Origin of the sequence: Pseudomonas sp. 2hn (assembly GCF_019646095.1) — a bacterium.
Taxonomy (GTDB): Bacteria; Pseudomonadota; Gammaproteobacteria; order Pseudomonadales; family Pseudomonadaceae; genus Aquipseudomonas; species Aquipseudomonas peradeniyensis.
Genome location: NZ_CP081016.1, coordinates 2603015 through 2620798, shown reverse-complemented (window position 1 = coordinate 2620798; position 17784 = coordinate 2603015). Strand labels below are relative to the sequence as shown.

At 66.6% G+C, this 17784-nt stretch carries 21 protein-coding genes and 1 pseudogene; 11 read left to right on the top strand and 11 right to left on the bottom strand.

Going from position 1 to position 17784, the window contains the following annotated elements:
- Window positions 1-22 precede the first annotated feature (22 nt).
- Window positions 23-256, top strand: a complete 234-nt coding sequence (locus K2O50_RS11940) for a hypothetical protein (RefSeq protein WP_028689390.1) — start codon at window positions 23-25, stop codon at window positions 254-256.
- Between the two features lie 248 nt (window positions 257-504).
- Window positions 505-1506: a FecR family protein gene (locus tag K2O50_RS11935; RefSeq protein WP_050706001.1), complete on the top strand. Its 1002-nt coding sequence runs from the start codon at window positions 505-507 to the stop codon at window positions 1504-1506.
- A 156-nt stretch (window positions 1507-1662) separates the two neighbouring features.
- Here K2O50_RS11935 and K2O50_RS11930 read toward each other — a convergent pair whose 3' ends face one another.
- Complete coding sequence (locus K2O50_RS11930; protein WP_050706002.1) at window positions 1663-2982, bottom strand: Na+/H+ antiporter family protein; 1320 nt, start codon at window positions 2980-2982, stop codon at window positions 1663-1665.
- A gap of 262 nt (window positions 2983-3244) precedes the next feature.
- Here K2O50_RS11930 and K2O50_RS26900 point away from each other — a divergent pair.
- From K2O50_RS26900 to K2O50_RS11900, 7 genes and pseudogenes are all read left to right on the top strand, one after another.
- A pseudogene (locus K2O50_RS26900) lies at window positions 3245-4486 on the top strand (chemotaxis protein); the annotation flags it as partial.
- A 150-nt stretch (window positions 4487-4636) separates the two neighbouring features.
- Window positions 4637-5392: a methyl-accepting chemotaxis protein gene (locus tag K2O50_RS26895; RefSeq protein ID WP_371263146.1), complete on the top strand. Its 756-nt coding sequence runs from the start codon at window positions 4637-4639 to the stop codon at window positions 5390-5392.
- Between the two features lie 177 nt (window positions 5393-5569).
- The gene (locus tag K2O50_RS11920; RefSeq protein WP_050706004.1) at window positions 5570-6586 is read left to right on the top strand and encodes an ABC transporter substrate-binding protein; all 1017 of its coding nucleotides are present in this window, start codon (window positions 5570-5572) and stop codon (window positions 6584-6586) included.
- On the top strand, window positions 6583-7431 hold the full coding sequence (locus K2O50_RS11915; RefSeq protein ID WP_050706005.1) for a proline/glycine betaine ABC transporter permease: 849 nt from the start codon (window positions 6583-6585) through the stop codon (window positions 7429-7431). The genes K2O50_RS11920 and K2O50_RS11915 overlap by 4 nt, the downstream gene beginning before the upstream one ends.
- Before the next feature lie 55 nt (window positions 7432-7486).
- Window positions 7487-8350, top strand: coding sequence for a LysR family transcriptional regulator (locus tag K2O50_RS11910; RefSeq protein ID WP_050706006.1), 864 nt, complete (start codon window positions 7487-7489; stop codon window positions 8348-8350).
- Window positions 8351-8482: 132 nt separating this feature from the next.
- Window positions 8483-9400 carry an AEC family transporter gene (locus tag K2O50_RS11905; protein WP_050706007.1) on the top strand — a complete coding sequence of 306 codons (918 nt, stop codon included), beginning with the start codon at window positions 8483-8485 and terminating at the stop codon, window positions 9398-9400.
- Window positions 9401-9447: 47 nt separating this feature from the next.
- On the top strand, window positions 9448-10059 hold the full coding sequence (locus tag K2O50_RS11900; RefSeq protein ID WP_050706008.1) for a cell wall hydrolase: 612 nt from the start codon (window positions 9448-9450) through the stop codon (window positions 10057-10059).
- Window positions 10060-10186: 127 nt separating this feature from the next.
- Here K2O50_RS11900 and K2O50_RS11895 read toward each other — a convergent pair whose 3' ends face one another.
- From K2O50_RS11895 to K2O50_RS11850, 10 genes are all read right to left on the bottom strand, one after another.
- On the bottom strand, window positions 10187-10387 hold the full coding sequence (locus K2O50_RS11895) for a hypothetical protein (protein ID WP_050706009.1): 201 nt from the start codon (window positions 10385-10387) through the stop codon (window positions 10187-10189).
- 202 nt (window positions 10388-10589) lie between these two features.
- Entirely contained in the window at window positions 10590-10832 is a 243-nt protein-coding gene (locus K2O50_RS11890) for a hypothetical protein (protein WP_156329640.1), read from the bottom strand.
- A gap of 165 nt (window positions 10833-10997) precedes the next feature.
- Window positions 10998-11639 carry an urease accessory protein UreG gene (ureG, locus tag K2O50_RS11885; protein ID WP_050706010.1) on the bottom strand — a complete coding sequence of 214 codons (642 nt, stop codon included), beginning with the start codon at window positions 11637-11639 and terminating at the stop codon, window positions 10998-11000.
- A gap of 11 nt (window positions 11640-11650) precedes the next feature.
- Complete coding sequence (locus K2O50_RS11880) at window positions 11651-12325, bottom strand: urease accessory protein UreF (protein ID WP_050706011.1); 675 nt, start codon at window positions 12323-12325, stop codon at window positions 11651-11653.
- Window positions 12325-12870, bottom strand: coding sequence for a HupE/UreJ family protein (locus K2O50_RS11875; RefSeq protein ID WP_050706012.1), 546 nt, complete (start codon window positions 12868-12870; stop codon window positions 12325-12327). Before K2O50_RS11875 ends, K2O50_RS11880 begins: the two co-directional genes overlap by 1 nt.
- Before the next feature lie 19 nt (window positions 12871-12889).
- Window positions 12890-13375 (bottom strand): urease accessory protein UreE, encoded by a 486-nt coding sequence (ureE, locus tag K2O50_RS11870; RefSeq protein ID WP_050706013.1) that lies wholly within the window; start codon window positions 13373-13375, stop codon window positions 12890-12892.
- Window positions 13376-13385: 10 nt separating this feature from the next.
- Window positions 13386-15089, bottom strand: a complete 1704-nt coding sequence (ureC, locus tag K2O50_RS11865) for an urease subunit alpha (RefSeq protein WP_050706014.1) — start codon at window positions 15087-15089, stop codon at window positions 13386-13388.
- Window positions 15086-15403, bottom strand: a complete 318-nt coding sequence (locus K2O50_RS11860) for an urease subunit beta (protein WP_050706015.1) — start codon at window positions 15401-15403, stop codon at window positions 15086-15088. Before K2O50_RS11860 ends, ureC begins: the two co-directional genes overlap by 4 nt.
- Before the next feature lie 10 nt (window positions 15404-15413).
- Window positions 15414-15716 (bottom strand): urease subunit gamma, encoded by a 303-nt coding sequence (locus tag K2O50_RS11855; RefSeq protein ID WP_038706005.1) that lies wholly within the window; start codon window positions 15714-15716, stop codon window positions 15414-15416.
- Window positions 15717-15727: 11 nt separating this feature from the next.
- Window positions 15728-16561, bottom strand: a complete 834-nt coding sequence (locus K2O50_RS11850; RefSeq protein ID WP_050706016.1) for an urease accessory protein UreD — start codon at window positions 16559-16561, stop codon at window positions 15728-15730.
- A gap of 284 nt (window positions 16562-16845) precedes the next feature.
- Here K2O50_RS11850 and K2O50_RS11845 point away from each other — a divergent pair, with 284 nt between their 5' ends.
- The gene (locus K2O50_RS11845; RefSeq protein ID WP_050706017.1) at window positions 16846-17214 is read left to right on the top strand and encodes a glyoxalase superfamily protein; all 369 of its coding nucleotides are present in this window, start codon (window positions 16846-16848) and stop codon (window positions 17212-17214) included.
- Entirely contained in the window at window positions 17211-17564 is a 354-nt protein-coding gene (locus K2O50_RS11840) for a hypothetical protein (RefSeq protein WP_050706018.1), read from the top strand. The genes K2O50_RS11845 and K2O50_RS11840 overlap by 4 nt, the downstream gene beginning before the upstream one ends.
- The last annotated feature ends 220 nt before the right edge of the window (window positions 17565-17784 follow it).

Here is a 17784-nt window from a genome sequence, read left to right as displayed (position 1 = left end):
CTGCGAATGCAGCCACCCTTCCCTGTTCGCCGTGCGCGAAGGCGTGGACTTCGAAGATGCGCTGGTGCACCTGTCCACCCTGCTCAAGGGCGCATTCGCCACCAACCTCAAGGCCATGGAGCTGGCGACCGGTACCTGCCACGACCTGCTACTGGGCAACGACCACGGGCTGGACGCGGCCAAGGCAGTAGTCGAGGCGTTGCTCGATGGCGTGGAAATGCAGCAAGTGGAAAAGGCGCGCCTGCGTACCGTCTGAAGGGCCTCATCGCGGGGCAAGCCCGCTCCCACGCAGGCCCCCTGTAGGAGCGGGCTTGCCCCGCGAACACCGGCCCAGCCGGTGCCATGCGCCTGGCGATGTCCCACGCAAACCGGCGAATTGCCCTGTCGCAGATGAAACCCAACCGCAGATACGACGAAAAACTGCACAATTGATAGTCATTCGCCATTAACTCGTTCTCGGAAGCACCCGCCCGGGGGTAGAATGCCGCAAAACCGGGAGCCGCAATGAACCAGGACCGCCACATTCCAAGCGAAGAAGATGCCATTACCGATGCCGCCGCGCATTGGTGCATGCGCCTGCACGCCGACGATTGCACGGCGGGTGAGCGCGAGGCGTTCGGCCAATGGTTGGCGAGCGACCCGCGGCACGCCGAGGAATACCAGGCGATGCTGGAAATCTGGGACACCGCCGACCTGTTGCCGCGCAGCGCCCAGGTAATCCCGCTGCCCACCCGGCAAGCGCCGCCGACGCGTCACTGGCGCCCGTTCGCCTCGGCTGCGGCCATCGCCCTGCTCGCCCTGCCCCTGGCCGGCTGGGTCGGCTGGGAGCAAGGTTGGCTGCCCAACGGCTACCAGCACTTCGAAGCCACCGACCACCTGCGTCAGGTGCGCCTGAGCGACGGCAGCAGCGTCGAGCTGAACCTGCATAGCGAATTGCGTTTTCTCAACTACAAGGACGAGCGCAAGGTCACGCTGATCAAGGGCGAGGCGTTCTTCAAGGTCATCCACGACAGCAACCACCCGTTCATCGTCCACGCCGCCAACGGCCAGACCCGGGTTACCGGCACCCAGTTCAACGTGTGGAAGTACCAGGACCAGGTCAAGGTGACGCTGGTGGAAGGCTCGGTGCTGGTCAGCGCCGGCGGCAACGCTGGCGGCTACCGCCTTGGCCCGGGCATGCAGGCCAGCTACCACAAGGGTGATTTCGAACCGGAGCTGAACCAGAGCGACGATTACGCCAACAGCCTGGCCTGGCGCAGCGGCAAGCTGGTGCTGGACAACCTCAGCCTCGGCCAGGCGCTGCCGGTGATCAATCGCTACCTGGACAAGCCGCTCATGGTGGCCGACGACAGCACCGCCAGCATCCGCATCAGCGGCGTCTACAGCACAAGCGAGGTCGCACGCCTGGTCGACACCCTGCCCAAGGTGCTGCCGGTGTACCTGACCCGCAGCAAGGATGGCAGCACCGTCCTCAACCGCATCGTCCCCGCGCCGAGCCGGGGCTGACCTGAAGCGGCCTGTGCGCCCCTGAAACAAAACGTATTTGTTTGATCTTACCGGGTAGCGTGGGAGCGGGCTTGCCCCGCGATGCGCTAACTGGCACCGGCTTCGCCGGTGATCGCGGGGCTAGCCCACTCCCACGCTGGCATCTGCCCCTCAGAATCAGAGCGTCATCGCCGCCAACCAGCCAAACGCCAGCAGCGGCAGGTTGTAGTGGATGAACGTCGGCACCACGGTATCCCAGATGTGATGGTGCTGCCCGTCCACATTCAGCCCCGAGGTCGGCCCCAGGGTCGAGTCCGACGCCGGCGAGCCCGCATCGCCCAAGGCGCCCGCAGTACCGACGATGCACACGGTGGCCAGCGGGTCGAAGCCCAGCTGCACGCACAGCGGCACGAAGATCGCCGCCAGGATCGGCACGGTGGAGAACGACGAGCCGATGCCCATGGTCACCAGCAGCCCCACCAGCAGCATCAGCAGCGCGCCGACGCCCTTGCTGTGGTCGATCCACTGGGCCGAGGCTTCCACCAGGCTCTTCACCTCGCCGGTGGCCTTCATCACTTCGGCAAAGCCGGAGGCGGCGATCATGATGAAGCCGATCATCGCCATCATCTTCATGCCTTCGGTGAACAGGCTATCGGTGTCCTTCCAGCGCACGATGCCCGACAGCGAGAAGATCAGGAAGCCGACCATCGCGCCGATGATCATCGAATCCAGCCACAGCTGGATGATGAACGCGGCGGCGATCGCCACCCCGGCCACCAGCAGGGTCACCGGGTTGTACTGCACGCTGACCTGCTCGACCTGCTCGATGCGCTCCAGGTCGTAGTCACGCTTCTTGCGGTAGCTGAAGAACACCGCCAGCAACAGGCCGGCGAGCATGCCCGCCGCCGGAATGGCCATGGCGTGGGTCACGTTGACACCACTGACGTCCACCCCGGCGCGACTGACGTTGGCCAGCAGGATCTCGTTGAGGAAGATGTTGCCGAAACCCACCGGCAGGAACATGTACGGGGTGATCAGGCCGAAGGTGATCACGCAGGCGATCAGCCGACGGTCGATGCGCAGGCGGGTCAGCACGTACAGCAGCGGCGGCACCAGCAAGGGAATGAAGGCAATGTGGATCGGCAGGATGTTCTGCGACGACACCGCCACCACCAGCATCAGGCCGACCAGCAGCCACTTGACCTTGCCACCGTCGGCATGGCCCTGGCGATCGATCATCGCCAGCGCCCGGTCGGCCAGGGCATGGGCCAACCCGGACTTGGCGATGGCCACCGCGAAGGCGCCGAGCAAGGCGTAGGACAAGGCCACCGTGGCCCCGCCACCCAGGCCGCCGTTGAAGGCCTTGAGCGTACCCTCGATACCCAAGCCACCGACCAGGCCTCCGGCCAGGGCGCCGATGATCAGGGCGATGACCACATGCACGCGGGACAGGCTCAGGATCAGCATGAGCCCGACCGCGGCAATCACTGCATTCATGGTGTGCGAACCTCGTTACGACAGACAAAAAGCGGGCATTCCGGCGACAGACTGCACGCGGGCAGTGGCCGGACCAGGGGATGTTGTTATGAAGGGCGCACACTCTGAAGCACAGGCCGGCAGAAGTCAAAAGCGTCTGCGCCGCAACATCGCGTAGGGAATAGACGAAAGTCGCAGGGTTTAATTGAACGTTTGAATAAAGAAAAATCCGACCAGGCCGACACAGTCGGCAGCATCAAACCTATTACAAGGGATTTTCCCCATGCCTTTGCTGCGACAACTCTCCATCCAATGGAAGATCACCCTGCTGGCGGGCCTGTGCCTGGCGGCCATCGTCACCCTGCTTGTCGGCCTTTCGCTGTACCGCATGGACCACAGTTCGGACCTGGTAAAAGCCAGCAGCATGCGCATGCTCTCCGACTCGGCCCAGGCGCGCATCGAGTCCCAGGGTGAGGTCCAGGCCCTGAATATCCGCCGCCAGTTCATGGACGCCTACCAGTACGGTGCCGGTTTCGCCCGCCAGGTGCTGTTCCTGCGCGAACAGGCCGAGAAACGCTTCCTCGATGCCTACGACCTGCGCCAGGACATGACCGCCCAGGTGCGCGCCGCGCTGCAGGCCAACCCCGACCTGCTCGGCCTGTCGCTGGTGTTCGAGCCGGGCGCGCTGGATGGCAAGGACAAGCTGTTCGCCGGCCAGAGCGAGCTGGGCAGCAACGAGACCGGGCGCTTCGCCCTGTACTGGTCGCAGCCACGGGTCGGCCAGCTGACCTCGATGGCCCTGCCCGAGCACGACATGGCCAACACCGAGATCGGCCCCAGCGGCCAGCCGGCCAACACCTGGTGGGTGTGCCCGCGCAGCACCGGCACGGTGTGTGTGGTCGAGCCGTACTTCTATGACATCGACGGCCAGCGCGTGCTGATGACCAGCATCGTGTTCCCCCTCAAGGCCGGTGACAAGGTCATTGCCACCCTGTCCATCGACATCAACCTCAACAGCCTGCAGGCCCTGAGCCAGACCGCCAGCCGCAGCCTCTACGAAGGCCAGACCACCGTGGGCATCCTCAGCCCCGTGGGCCTGCTGGCCGGCTACAGCGCCGACGCCGGCAAGCTGGCCCAGCGCTTCGACCAGGTCGACCGGACCCAGGGCGCGGAGCTGGTGCGCAAGCTCGCCGACGGTAAGCTGCAGATTCTCCACGACCAGCAGCGCCTGAAGGTGCTGGCCGCCTTCGAGCCAATCCCCGGCGGCAAGCCCTGGGGCGTGCTGCTGGACGTGCCGGAAAGCGCCCTGACCGGCCCTGCCGAGGCCCTCAAGGTTGAACTCGACGCCCTCAACACCAGCGGCACCCTGCTCGAGCTGGGCCTGGGCCTGGCCGCCGCCATCGCCGGCCTGCTGCTGGTGTGGCTGATGGCCCGCGGCGTGACCAAACCGATCCTCGGCGTGGCCGCCATGCTCAAGGACATCGCCAGCGGCGAAGGCGACCTGACCCGCCGCCTGCAGTACGACAAGCAGGACGAGCTGGGCGAGCTGGCCGGTTGGTTCAACCGTTTCCTCGACAAGCTGCAGCCGACCATCGCCGAGGTGAAACGCTCGGTGCAGGCCGCCCGCGGCACCGCCGACCAGTCCGCGGCGATTGCCGCCGAGACCAGCGCCGGCATGGAGCAGCAGTACCGCCAGGTCGACCAGGTGGCCACCGCCTCCCACGAGATGAGCGCTACCGCCCAGGACGTCGCCCGCAGTGCGGCCCAGGCTGCCCAGGCCGCGCGCGAAGCCGACCAGGCGACCCGCGAAGGCCTTGCGGTGATCGACCGCACCACCACCAGCATCGACTCCCTGGCCGCCGACATGAGCGGCGCCATGGCACAGGTCGAGGGGCTGGCGCGCAACAGCGAGAAGATCGGTTCGGTGCTCGAGGTGATCCGCTCGATCGCCGAGCAGACCAACCTGCTGGCGCTCAACGCCGCCATCGAGGCCGCCCGCGCCGGCGAAGCCGGCCGTGGCTTCGCCGTGGTCGCCGACGAGGTGCGCAACCTGGCCCGTCGTACCCAGGAGTCGGTGGAGGAAACCCGCCAGGTGATCGAGGCCCTGCAGGCCGGCACCCAGGAAGTGGTCGGCGCCATGGACAGCAGCCACCGCCAGGCCCAGGGCGGCGTGGAGCAGGTCGGCCAGGCCGTCACTGCGCTGCAGCGCATCGGCCAGGCGGTGACCGTGATCACCGACATGAACCTGCAGATCGCCAGCGCCGCCGAGGAGCAGAGCGCGGTGGCCGAGGAAATCAACAGCAACGTCGCCACCATCCGTGACGTGACCGAGTCGCTGAGCGGCCAGGCCAACGAATCGGCGCGGGTCAGCCAGTCGCTCAACAGCCTGGCCAACCAGCAGCAGGGGCTGATGGATCAGTTCCGCGTTTGAGTCCACCTCGTCGGGGCCGCTTTGCGGCCCTTTCGCGGCACAAGGCCGCTCCTACAGGGGCTGACGCGGACTCTGTAGGAGCGGCCTTGTGCCGCGAAAGGGCTGCGAAGCAGTCCCGGCAACCTCGTCGTCTACACTTCTGCCCGAACCCAAGGACCGGCAACCGACGAGGCCCCGATGAAGAAAGTCCCCACCCTGCTGGCCAGCCTGCTCCTCGCCATCGGCCTGGCCAGCACCGACAGCGCGGCGTCCGCCGAACAACCCGCCCCCATCCACTTCGGCGCCATCGGCTGGGAAAGCGGTGCCCTGACCACCGAGATCCTGCGCCTGATCGTCGAGCGCGGTTACGGCTACCCCACCGACACCCTCCCCGGCAGTACCGTCAGCATGGAAGTGGCCCTGGCGCGCAACGACCTGCAGGTAATCGCCGAGGAATGGGCCGGACGCAGCCCCGCCTGGGTCAAGGCCGAGCAGGCCGGCCAGGTGTTCGCCCTCGGCGACACAGTGAAGAACGCCGAGGAAGGCTGGTGGGTGCCGGCCTACGTGATCAAGGGCGACCCTGCACGCAACCTGAAACCCTTGGCCCCGGACCTGCGCAGCGTCGACGACCTCAAGCGCTACCCCCAAGTGTTCAAGGACCCCGAGGTGTCCGGCAAGGGCCGCTTCCTCAACAGCCCCAGCGGTTGGACCTCCGAGACCGTCAACAGCCAGAAGCTCAAGGCCTATGGCCTGGAAGGGCTGTACAATAACTTCCGCAGCGGCTCCGGCGCCGCCCTCGACGCCGAGATCGGCTCGGCGATCCGCCGTGGCCAGCCGGTGCTGTTCTACTACTGGAGCCCGACGCCGTTGATGGGCCGCTACGAACTGGTGCGCCTGGAGGAACCCCCGTTCGATGCCAGCGCCTGGGCCACCTTGACCGATGCTGCCAACCCCACCCCGAAAGGCAGCCGCTCATTGCCGGCCAAGCTCTCGATCGGCGTGTCGAAGGCATTCCGTGACGCCCACCCCGAGCTGGTCGCGGTGTTCGAAAAGGTCGACCTGCCCATCGCCACCCTGAACAAGGCCCTGGCACGCATGAGCGAGACCCGCCAGCCTCCGCGCGAGGCCGCCCTCGCTTTCCTGCGCGACAACCCCGCTGTGTGGAAAGCCTGGCTACCCGCCGAAAACGCCGCCAAGGTCGAGGCCGGCCTGTGAGTGGTGGTTTCCCCGAAGCCCTGCAATTTTCCTTCGCCGCCTGGGTCAACCGTCTGGTCGACTGGCTGGTGCTGCACTATGGCGATCACCTGCGCAGCATCTCCGACCAACTGTTGCAACTGCTGGTGGGCCTGGAAAACCTGCTCCGGTTGCTACCCTGGTGGCTGCTGTTGCTGCTGGTCGGGCTTTTGGCCTGGCACGCCAGCCGCAGCCTGGCGCGGGCATTGGTGCTGCCGCTGCTGCTGGCGCTGATCGGCATGCTCGGCCTGTGGGACAAACTGCTGCAGACCCTCGCCCTGGTTCTGGTGAGCACCGGCCTGTGCGTGCTGGTCGGCGTGCCGCTGGGCATCCTGCTGGCCACTCGGCCACTGGCCCGGCGCCTGGTGTTGCCGGTGCTCGACGTGATGCAGACGCTGCCGGCCTTCGTCTACCTGATCCCAGTGCTGATGCTGTTTGGCCTGGGCAAGGTGCCGGCGGTGTTCGCCACCCTGATCTATGCCTTGCCGCCGCTGGTGCGCCTGACCGACCTGGGCCTGGCGCAGATCGACCCGTCGCTGTTGCAGGCCGCCCACGGCCTGGGCGCCAGTCGCTGGCAGCGTCTGCGGCGCATCGCCCTGCCGCTGGCCTTGCCAAGCATCATGGCCGGGCTCAACCAGTCGGTGATGATGGCCCTGTCGATGGTGGTGGTGGCCTCGATGATCGGTGCCCGCGGCCTGGGCGAAGACGTGCTGGCCGGGATCCAGACCCTGAACGTCGGCCAGGGCGTCGAGGCAGGACTGGCGATCGTCGCCCTGGCGATGGTCATCGACCGCATCAGCCAGGCCTATGGTCGTCCCGGGCGCTGAGGCCCACATTCGCGTATCGTACCCGAGCCCTGCCAGCATCCGGAGCCTGCCACGCGTGTCCCTCAAAGCCCTGCGCACCCTGGTCACCATCGCCCGCCACGGCACCTTCGCCCGCGCCGCCGACCTGCTGAGCCTGACCCCGTCAGCGGTGAGCCTGCACATCAAGACCCTGGAGGACGAGCTGCAGGTCGCCCTGTTCGACCGCAGCCGCCGTCAGGTCGTGCTGACCGAGGCCGGCCAGCTGGCGGTGGGCCGTGCCGAAAGCATCCTGGCGGCCTACGACGAGCTGGCCGACACCCTGGCCAGTGGCCCGAGCCTGCGCGGGCGCTTGCGCATCGGTGCGATCCACACCGTGCTCGCCCGGCGCCTGCCCAGCGCGCTGGTGTGGATCAAGGCGCACCATCCCGAGCTGCATGTCAGCGTGGTCTCGGGCATGTCGGCGGAACTCGCCCGACGGGTCGAGGACGGCGAGCTGGACGCGGCGATCACCACCGAACCGGTCAGCCCCTACCCGCAGAGCCTGCAGTACACGCCGCTGTTCGAAGACCGCTTCTGGGCCATCGCCAGCCCGGACCTGGCCGGCCAGAGCCTGCCGGCGCTGCTCGCCAGCCAGCCGTTCCTGCGCTTCGACAAGCGCGCCTGGGCCGGCCGGCGAATCGAGCAGGAACTGCGCCGCCAGCGCTTGCAGGTCAACGAGCAGATGGAACTGGACAGCCAGGAGGCCCTGGCGCGGATGGCGGCCATGGGCTTGGGTGTGGCGGTCATTCCCATGAGCGACGACGACGTCGAACGACTGCCTGCCGCCACCGTGCTGCCCTTCGGCGAACCGCAGCTGACCCGGCGCGTGGTGCTGCTGGAGCACGAGAAGAGTCAGCGCCGGCATTTGAGCGCGGTGCTGAGGACCGCGCTGGAGGCCTGAGATCACTCAGCCCTGCGGGAGCGGACTCTTTAATCGTGCAGTTTTCCTCAACATTCGCTTAAGAAAACACCGTTTTTTCTGTTCGCTTCACTCCGCTAGTCTGTGGCCGTACCCGACCACGGAACCACGCCCATGCTCCATCTGCTGCTCACCACCCTCGTTCCGATCATCCTGCTTATCGCCCTGGGCACCTGGCTGCGGTTGCGTGGTTTTCTCGCCGAAACCTTCTGGCCTGGCGCCGAGCGCCTGAGCTACTACGTGCTGCTGCCGTCGCTGTTCCTGCACGGCCTGGCCACCGCCAACCTCGACGGCGTGCCGGTGCTGGGCATGGTTGGCGTGCTAATGCTCTCGACGCTGCTCGGCGCCCTGCTGTTGGTGCTCTACCAGGGCGCGGCCAATCATGATGGCGCCGACTTCACCTCGGTGTTCCAGGGTGGCGTGCGCTTCAACAACTACATCGGCGCGACCCTGGCCGCCGGTATCTACGGCACGGCCGGCATCGCCCTGGCGGCGGTGGCCAACGCCGCCATCGTGCCCCTGGTCAACCTGCTCTGCGTGCTGGTCTTCGCCCGTTTCAGCGCGCGCCACAGTTCACCGGCCACCGTGCTCAGGGCGATCTTCGCCAACCCGCTGATAATCGGCTGCGCCGCTGGGCTGTTGCTGCGGGTGACCGGTCTGGGCCTGCCCATCGGCCTGGAGTCCACTGTGAAGGCCCTGGGCCAGGCGGCGTTGCCCTTGGGCCTGCTGTGCGTCGGCGCGGCATTGGGCGGGGCACGCCTGGGCCAGCAGGTCAAACCGCTGCTGGCCGCGTCGCTGTTCAAGTTCCTGGTCATGCCGTTGACTACCTGGGCCCTGTGCCGGTTGCTCGGGCTGGGCGGTCAGGCAGCAGTGGTCGCGGTGTTGTTCCAGGCCCTGCCCACCGCCTCGTCATCCTATGTGATGGCCCGGCAAATGGGCGGCAACGCGCCGCTGATGGCCACCATCATCGCCCTGCAGACCGTCGTTGCCGCGGCGACCCTGCCACTGGTGCTGACCTTGACGCTGAGTTGAAGCGATACGGCTAGACTGTGGACAGCCAACCTCGCGGAAACTCGATCATGCGCCTATCGTGGATGCTGCTCGGCCTGTCCCTGAGCCTGCTTGCAGGCCCCCTCCCCGCCGCCGACAGCCAGAAAGCCGCGGTTGCCGAAGACAAGGCACAGGTGTTGGAAGAAAAAGTGGTCGAGGATGCGCCACCGCCGAAAAAGCAGGAAACCCTTACCCCCGGTGAAGTCCAGGCCGTCGACCCGGCCGGTCAGGCGCCAATGGACGACAGCATCACCTGCCTGGCGCGCACCATCTACTGGGAAGCCAAGGGCGCCGACGCCAAGGACATGGGCGCGGTGGCCAGCGTGGTGCTCAACCGCCTGGGCCACGAGGGCTTCCCCGACAGCATCTGCGGGGTGGTCAAGCAAGGGGTGGAGAGCAAGAGTTGCCAGTTCTCCTGGTGGTGCGACGGACGCCCCGATCAGGTGGAAGAAGAGGAACGCTACACGGTGGCCAAGGAGATCGCCCGCAAGGCCCTCAACCAGCAGTTGCGGGACCCCACCGGCGGCGCGCTGTACTTCCACGACCGCAATGTGAACCCGGACTGGGCCAAGGCCTACCGCAAGACCGCCGAGACAACGCACTTTCTATTTTACAAGCCGAACCAGGCGCTGGCCCGGTGAAGCCTGCGAGGAGCCCCCCTCACCCGAAGATGCGCGAACCTCCATGCGCAATGCCGCATGGAAACTTATCGCACCGACACTATCGTTAACGCGACAGTATCGGGCGATGGGGAAACACTACTGACAATTACTCGAAATCGATATCCAGCTCGACAGTCGGTACGCAATCGTCACCAATCTCCTTGGTACCATCCGGGCAGCTCAGAGGTACCGGCGTATAGAACGCCGGCTGCGAGGCAATCACACCGGCACGCAGACTCTCATTTTTGTGGGCGGCCTGGGCCATACCCGCAGCCGCAATCAGAGCAACCAGAACGACTTTTTTCATTTGTGCTTCCTTGAATGAGGATTACTGATTTTTCGCTGCCAGCCAGGCAAAACACTATGGCTTCTCCGGCGTAACAACCCAATCGAATTTATCCCTCACGCAGCACTCTGGCTTTAGGACACATTAACCACGACCAGGAGAAAAGCCCTCATCTCGATGGTTCCATACCTACGGTCGCTGGTACGCCCCCCAATAGCGACAATCAATCGAAATCGAAGGGAGGCTGACAGTTTCCGGCCGGTGCCCGCGCCGTTCCTTTCGGACATGCCCCGTATCCGGTATCGCCAAGGTAGGCGGCGGCAAGCTGCAGCCTCTGTTCGGCAGCGTCGTCGCGACTGAACGGCGATTGCGCTTTGGCAACGACAGCGCTTGCCAGCTCATTGCCATGTGCGGTCTGGATCAAGCCTGCAGTTGCAAAAAACGCTGCCAATACGACCTTTTTCATACGGTGTCCTTTCAGTGAGTCTTGGTTTCATTTACCGCCGGTGATTTCTTTCCCCTGCAGCCCGACAGACTTTATCTGTCAGCCGGGCCATTCAGCTTTAGGAAAAGCCGACTCCGCCGCCCGAAACCCTCTTCAGAACCGTAGGCAATCGGTCGAGCAAGTCACTCACACTCCGTAACTCCTACAACCTCTTTCCCCCAACATCCCCCGCTCGACAATGAAGTCGATCACCGCCTGCAACCCCTCGCCCTTCTTCAGGTTGCTGAACGTCCATGGCCGCTCCGGGCGCATGCGCCGGGTATCACGCTCCATCACCTCCAGCGAAGCGCCGACATAGGGCGCCAGGTCGGTCTTGTTGATCACCAGGAAGTCCGACTTGGTGATGCCCGGCCCGCCCTTGCGCGGGATCTTCTCGCCCTCGGCCACATCGATCACGTAGATGGTCAGGTCGGCCAGCTCCGGGCTGAAGGTGGCGCTGAGGTTGTCGCCGCCACTCTCGACGAAGATCACTTCGAGGTTGCCGAACCTGCGTGCCAGCGCCTCGACGGCGGCCAGGTTCATCGAGGCGTCCTCGCGGATGGCGGTGTGCGGGCAGCCGCCGGTCTCGACGCCGACGATGCGCTCGGGCGCCAGGGCCCCGGCCTCGGTGAGGATGCGCTGGTCTTCCTTGGTGTAGATGTCGTTGGTCACCACGGCGATCTGGTAGTGGTCGCGCATGGCCTTGCACAGGCACTCGAGCAGCGCGGTCTTGCCGGAACCGACCGGGCCGCCGACACCGACGCGCAGGGGTTGCTGGTAGTTTTCCATCTAGGCAGTCCTCAGGAACGGAACAAACGGGTGTATTGGGTTTCGTGACGCGATGAGGCGATGGCCAGCAGCGGCAGGCCGCCGCCGAGCTGGTCGTCGTCGAGTGCCAGGGCATGATCGAGCACGGCGGGCAGCTCCTCGCCCAGATCGCGCAGCAAGGTCTGTGCGGCTTGCTGGCCGAACGGCACCAGCTTCACCCCCGCCATCACCGCCCCTTCCAGCCAGGCGAAGCCATGGCCCAGGGCGAGTTGGCGCAATGGGATCGACCAGTGCGCGCCGAGCCAAGCCATGCCGCCCAGCTGGCTGAGTTCGAGGCTGGCCCGCCAGGCCGGTGCCTGCGCCAGTTGCCAGCCATCGAGCAGGCGCGCCAGGGCGCTGCCACGCTGGCGCTCCTCGAGGCGCAACTCGGCGGTCTCGCGGTTGGCCAGCAGGAACAGGCTCCAGTGGGTGAAGGCCTCGGCATCGTCCGCCTGGCATGCCCGGTAAAGACGCGCCAGCAGCGGCCAGTCGAGATGGCCGAGGGTGTCGTGCAACTGCTCGCGCTGCCATGCGGCGAAGCCCTTGGCGTCCTTCACCCAGCCGGCTTCCACGGCCCACTCCAACCCTTGCGAATAGGTGAAGCCGCCCACAGGCAGGCCGGGGCTGGCCAGCTGGAGCAGGCGCAGCAGCGCCAGGTCGCTGTTCATCAGCCGGCCAGCACCAGCGCGGCACCGGCCAGCAGGCCACCGCCAAAGGCTTTCTGCAAACCCGCATGGCGGCGCAACAGGCAGCCAACGCCGAAGCCCACCGCCAGCAGCAACCCGCTGACCGTGACGAAGCCGGCGCTGAACTGCCAGAACGCGCTGGGCGTGGCTTCCACGCCATGGGCCCAGCCGTGGAACAGGGCGAACACCGGCATGATCAACGACAGCAGCAGTTGGCGGCTCGGCAGCAGCATGGCAGCGGCGGCCACCAGCAGGGAGCCGAGGATCATCTGCTCCATGCCGACCACGTCGCCGAACAGATGGCCACACACCGCGCCGCCAAACATCGCCGCCAGGGTCGCCAGCGGCAGGGTCAGGTTGCGTCGGGTCAGCGCGGCGAGCACACCGGTGCCGAGCAACATCAGCAAATGGTCGAGGCCGGTCAGCGGATGCAGCAGCCCATCCTGCAGCGGGTTGGTGTCATGGCCGGGGTGGGCGAAGGCCGGCAGGGCCACCATCAGCAGTACCAGGGCGAAAGTCTTTTTCATTGTGGGCTCCAGGGTGAGGTCAGGAATGGGTTGGCAAACGTACGAACGGATGGTCGTGGCCATGGGAATGACCATGGGGCGCGCTCTGGTAGGCACCGGCCTCGGGCTCGAACGGCGCCTGTTCGGCGACCACCTCCAGCCCCAGGCCGCACAGCATGTCGTCGAGCACATGGTCGTGCTGGTAGCGCAACAGACCCTGCTCGATCTGCAGCGGCACATGGCGATTGCCCAGGTGGTAGGCGGCGCGGGCCAGCAGGTGCGGGTCGGTGCAGCGCACCGTGGACACCGCCTCCGGCGCGGCCAGTACCTGGATCACCTGGGTACCGTTGGCGTCGCTCAGCAGTTCACCGCCACGCAGCAGATGGCCGCGCTCGAGCATCAACCCGGCCTCGCGGCCATCGTCGAGGGTGACCCGCAGGCGGCTCTTGATGCGGCTGTCGACATCGAGTGTGACCGTGCCGGTGATGGCCTCGGCCTGGGTGATGCGACGGGTGAGGACAATCATGTTCGCTCCTTCAGAACAGGAAATAACGCTGCGCCAGCGGCAGCTCGTGGGCCGGCTCGCACACCAGCAGCTCGCCGTCGGCGCGCACCTGGTAGGTCTGGGCATCGACCTCGATCAGCGGTTGCAGGGTGTTGTGGACCATGTCGGCCTTGCGCACCCGCCGGCAGCCATGGGCCACGCCGATCAGGCTCTGCAGCTTCAACTCGTGGGGCAGGCCACGGTCCACGGCGGCCTGGGGCAGGAAGGTCATGCGCGTGGCGTGCCGCGCCGCGCCCAGGGCGCCGAACATCGGCCGGTAGTGCACCGGTTGCGGGGTCGGGATCGAGCCGTTGATATCGCCCATCGGCGCCGTGGCGATCATCCCGCCCTTGAGCACCAGGGCCGGCTTGACCGCGAAGAACGCCGGCGCCCACAGCACCAGGTCGGCCAGCTTGCCCACCTCCACCGAACCGACCTCGTGGGCGATGCCGTGGGTCAATGCCGGGTTGATGGTGTACTTGGCGATGTAGCGCTTGACCCGGAAGTTGTCGCTGTAGGTGCCGTCCGGCGCCAGCGGGCCGCGGCGCAGCTTCATCTGGTGCGCCACCTGCCAGGTGCGCAGCACCACCTCGCCGACCCGGCCCATGGCCTGGGAGTCGGAGGAGGTCATGGCGAAGGCGCCCATGTCGTGGAGGATGTCCTCGGCGGCGATGGTCTCGCGGCGGATGCGCGACTCGGCGAAGGCCACATCCTCGGCAATGCTCGGGTCCAGGTGGTGGCAGACCATGAGCATGTCCAGGTGCTCGTCCACCGTGTTCACGGTGTAGGGCAGCGTCGGGTTGGTCGAGGACGGCAGCACATTGGCCTGGCCTGCGGCGCGGATGATGTCCGGTGCATGGCCACCGCCCGCTCCTTCGGTGTGGAAGGTATGGATGGTGCGCTCGCCGATGGCGGCCAGGGTGTCCTCGATGCAGCCCGACTCGTTGAGGGTGTCGGTGTGGATCGCCACCTGGATGTCCATCTCCTCGGCCACCCCCAGGCAGCAGTCGATGGCGGCGGGCGTCGAGCCCCAGTCTTCGTGCAGCTTGAGGCCCACGGCGCCGGCGGCGATCTGCTCGCGCAGGGCCTCGGGCCGCGAGGCGTTGCCCTTGCCCAGCAAGCCGATGTTGATCGGCAGGCAGTCGGCGGCCTGGAGCATGCGAGCCAGGTACCAGGGGCCGGGGGTGCAAGTAGTGGCGTTGGTGCCGGTGGCGGGGCCGGTGCCGCCGCCGATGAAGGTGGTCACGCCGCTGGTCAGCGCCTCCTCCACCTGCTGCGGGCAGATGAAGTGGATATGCGAGTCGATGCCGCCGGCGGTGACGATCTTGCCTTCGGCAGCGATCACCTCGGTACCCGGCCCTACCGGCACCGTGACGCCGGGCTGCACATCGGGGTTGCCGGCCTTGCCGATGGCAGCGATACGCCCGTGCTTGACGCCGATATCGGCCTTGACGATGCCCCAGTGGTCGATGATCAGCGCGTTGGTCAGCACCAGGTCCATGGCCTCGGCCGCGAGCATCTGACCCTGGCCCATGCCATCGCGGATCACCTTGCCGCCACCGAACTTGACCTCCTCGCCGTAGATCGTGAAGTCCTTCTCCACCTCCACCCACAGCGCGGTGTCGGCCAGGCGTACGCGGTCGCCGACGGTGGGCCCGAACATGTCGGCGTAGGCCTGGCGGGAAATGCGGCTCATGCCCTGCCCTCCAGCGCGCCCATCACCTTGCCCTGGAAGCCGTACACCTCGCGCTTGCCGGCATAGGCCACCAGCTGCACGGTGCGCGCCTGGCCCGGCTCGAAGCGCACCGCGGTGCCGGCCGGAATGTCCAGGCGAAAGCCACGGGTCGGCTCGCGCTCGAATACCAGGGCGTCGTTGACTTCATAGAAGTGATAGTGCGAGCCCACCTGCACCGGGCGGTCGCCATGGTTGGCCACGCTGACGCTGACAGACTGGCGGCCGACATTGAGCTCGATGTCGCCTGCGGCGACCTGGACTTCTCCGGGGATCATGCCGGCCTCCTCAAACGATGGGTTCATGCACGGTCACCAGCTTGGTGCCGTCGGGGAAGGTCGCCTCGACCTGGACGTCGTGCAGCATTTCCGGCACGCCGGCCATCACCTGCTCGCGTACCAGCACCTCACGGCCCAGGCTCATCAGCTCGGCCACGGTGCGGCCATCGCGGGCGCCTTCGAGCACCGCGGCGCTGATCAGCGCCACCGCTTCCGGGTAGTTGAGTTTCAGGCCACGGGCCAGGCGCCGCTCGGCCAGCAAGGCGGCGGTGAACAGCAGCAGTTTGTCTTTCTCTCGCGGGGTCAGCTCCATGGCGGCTCTCTTCAGGTGGCCCAGATGCGCGGCGGGCACGGCGCCAGGCCGAGCACGGCCGGGCGCAGCAGGTGCCAGAGGCGCTGCAGGTTGCGTTGCAGGTGTTGGTTGTCATGGTCGAGCAGGCGGATCACCAGCAGCGGGCCGAGCAGGGTCGCGCCGGTGGGCGTGGCCAGTTCGTCGAGGGCCTGGCGCACCTGGTCGAGCAGCGCCTGGTCGGCCGGCGCGGCGCAGAACGTGGCGATCAGCGGATGCCCGGCCAGTTTGTCCAGGTGCCCGCCTTCGATGCGCAGGCGCTCGTGCAGGCCGGGCTCACCGGGCAGTTCGATGCGCAATCGGCTGTCCAGGGCGCCCTGCTCGAAGCGCTCGCCCATCACCGGGCGGCCCAGGCATAGCGTCTCCCAGGCCAGCAGGCGGGCACCGGGCTCGAGGGTGAAACGGCTGTCCAGGCAGGCCCGGGCACCGTTGAAGAAGATGCTGTCCTGGGGCAGCCACTCCAGGGTGCTGCCGGCGGCGAGGTGAAAGCGCTGGGCCAGGCGCGCGGTGGGGCCGATGCTGCGGTAGAACTTGCTGGCGCCGGGCATGGTCAGCAAGGCGTGGCTGCCGCTCTCCAGCTGGATGTCCAGCTCCAGGCGGTCACCGGCAACGACCCCGCCGGGCGGGTGCAGCACATAGACATGGCACGGCGCGCCCTCCGGGTAGAACGGCCGCTGCACCAAAAGAGGTCCGACATGACGCCGCGCACCAAGGCGGGTCACGCCCTCGCGCTGGACGAAGCGCAACTGCAGATGGGCGCTCCAGCCCGGGTCTGCCTGCGGTGGGTCGATCTGTTGCGCCAACGACATCCTGGAACCCCTGAAATCCGTGACCTGGCGGCCGGATTGAGGGTCAAGCGCGGAGTGCTTGCGGGCATTCCGGGCTGACCACTCGATCAATATTCGCTGAGGGGATATAGCAGGGAGCGGGCCAACTGCGCAGATGAACGATGATGAAACTTTCGAACCGTCAGTCATGCCGCAAGGCTACGGCCCAGAGCGGCTGCGCCCGGGCGCTCAATTCGGGTGCCGGCCTCGATGGCGAAGTGCGCTAAAGTGACCACCCTGCCCTTTTTCGAGCCAAGGACGCCCCCATGCAATTCGCCCCCGCCATTCCGATCCTGCGGATCTTCTCGGTCGACAAGGCCCGGGAGTTCTACCTCGACTTCCTCGGTTTCCAGCTCGACTGGGAACACCGCTTCGCCCCGGACCTGCCGCTGTACATGCAGGTCCACCGCGACGGCCTGATCCTGCACCTGTCCGAGCACCACGGCGATGCCACGCCGGGCGCGGCGGTGTTCGCCCGGGTCGAGGACCTCAAGGCCCTGGAGCGCGAGCTGCTGGCCAAACAATACGGCTATGCGCGACCGCACGCCGAGGCAGTCGACTGGGGCCTGGAGATGCAGGTCGCCGACCCGTTCGGCAACCGCCTGCGCTTCTGCCAGCAGATCGACAACGTCTGATGGCCGGCGGCAAGCGTGCCCTGGCGCGCCTGGAGCGGGAGATGGTCGCCTGCCTGACCGAGGCCTGCGCCACCGCCCAGGGCGAAATCGTCGGTTTCGCCTGGCTCACCCACCAGGTGGACCTCGACGACTTCCCCGCCAGCCTGCGCATCACCTGGGTGTTCACCGACGACACCGACAAGGCCCGGGCACTGGCCGGCGCGGACAAGGCGCGGATACTGGAGCTGAGCACCCAGGCACTGGCCGAGGCCGGTGTACGGCTGGACCATGTGGCCTGGCATTTGCGCTATGACAGTGAAGAAGCTTGCTGGCGCGACCATGGTGGAGACTGGAATCGGCGGTTGCGCTGAGTTCGTGACCACATTGGATCGTATGGGGGCCGGCAGGTGCCCGCCGGGATACAGAGTGAAAGCCACCAGGTGATCGTCGGTGTTTTTGCAGCGCCTATGAGATCGAGCGCCGCCCGCGCGGCGCATCGCGGGACAAGCCCGCTCCCACATTTGTTTCGGGCCAATTATGCCTGTGAAAGTACCTGCGTCTGCCTTGGTGCATGCCTTGAGTCATGTGGAG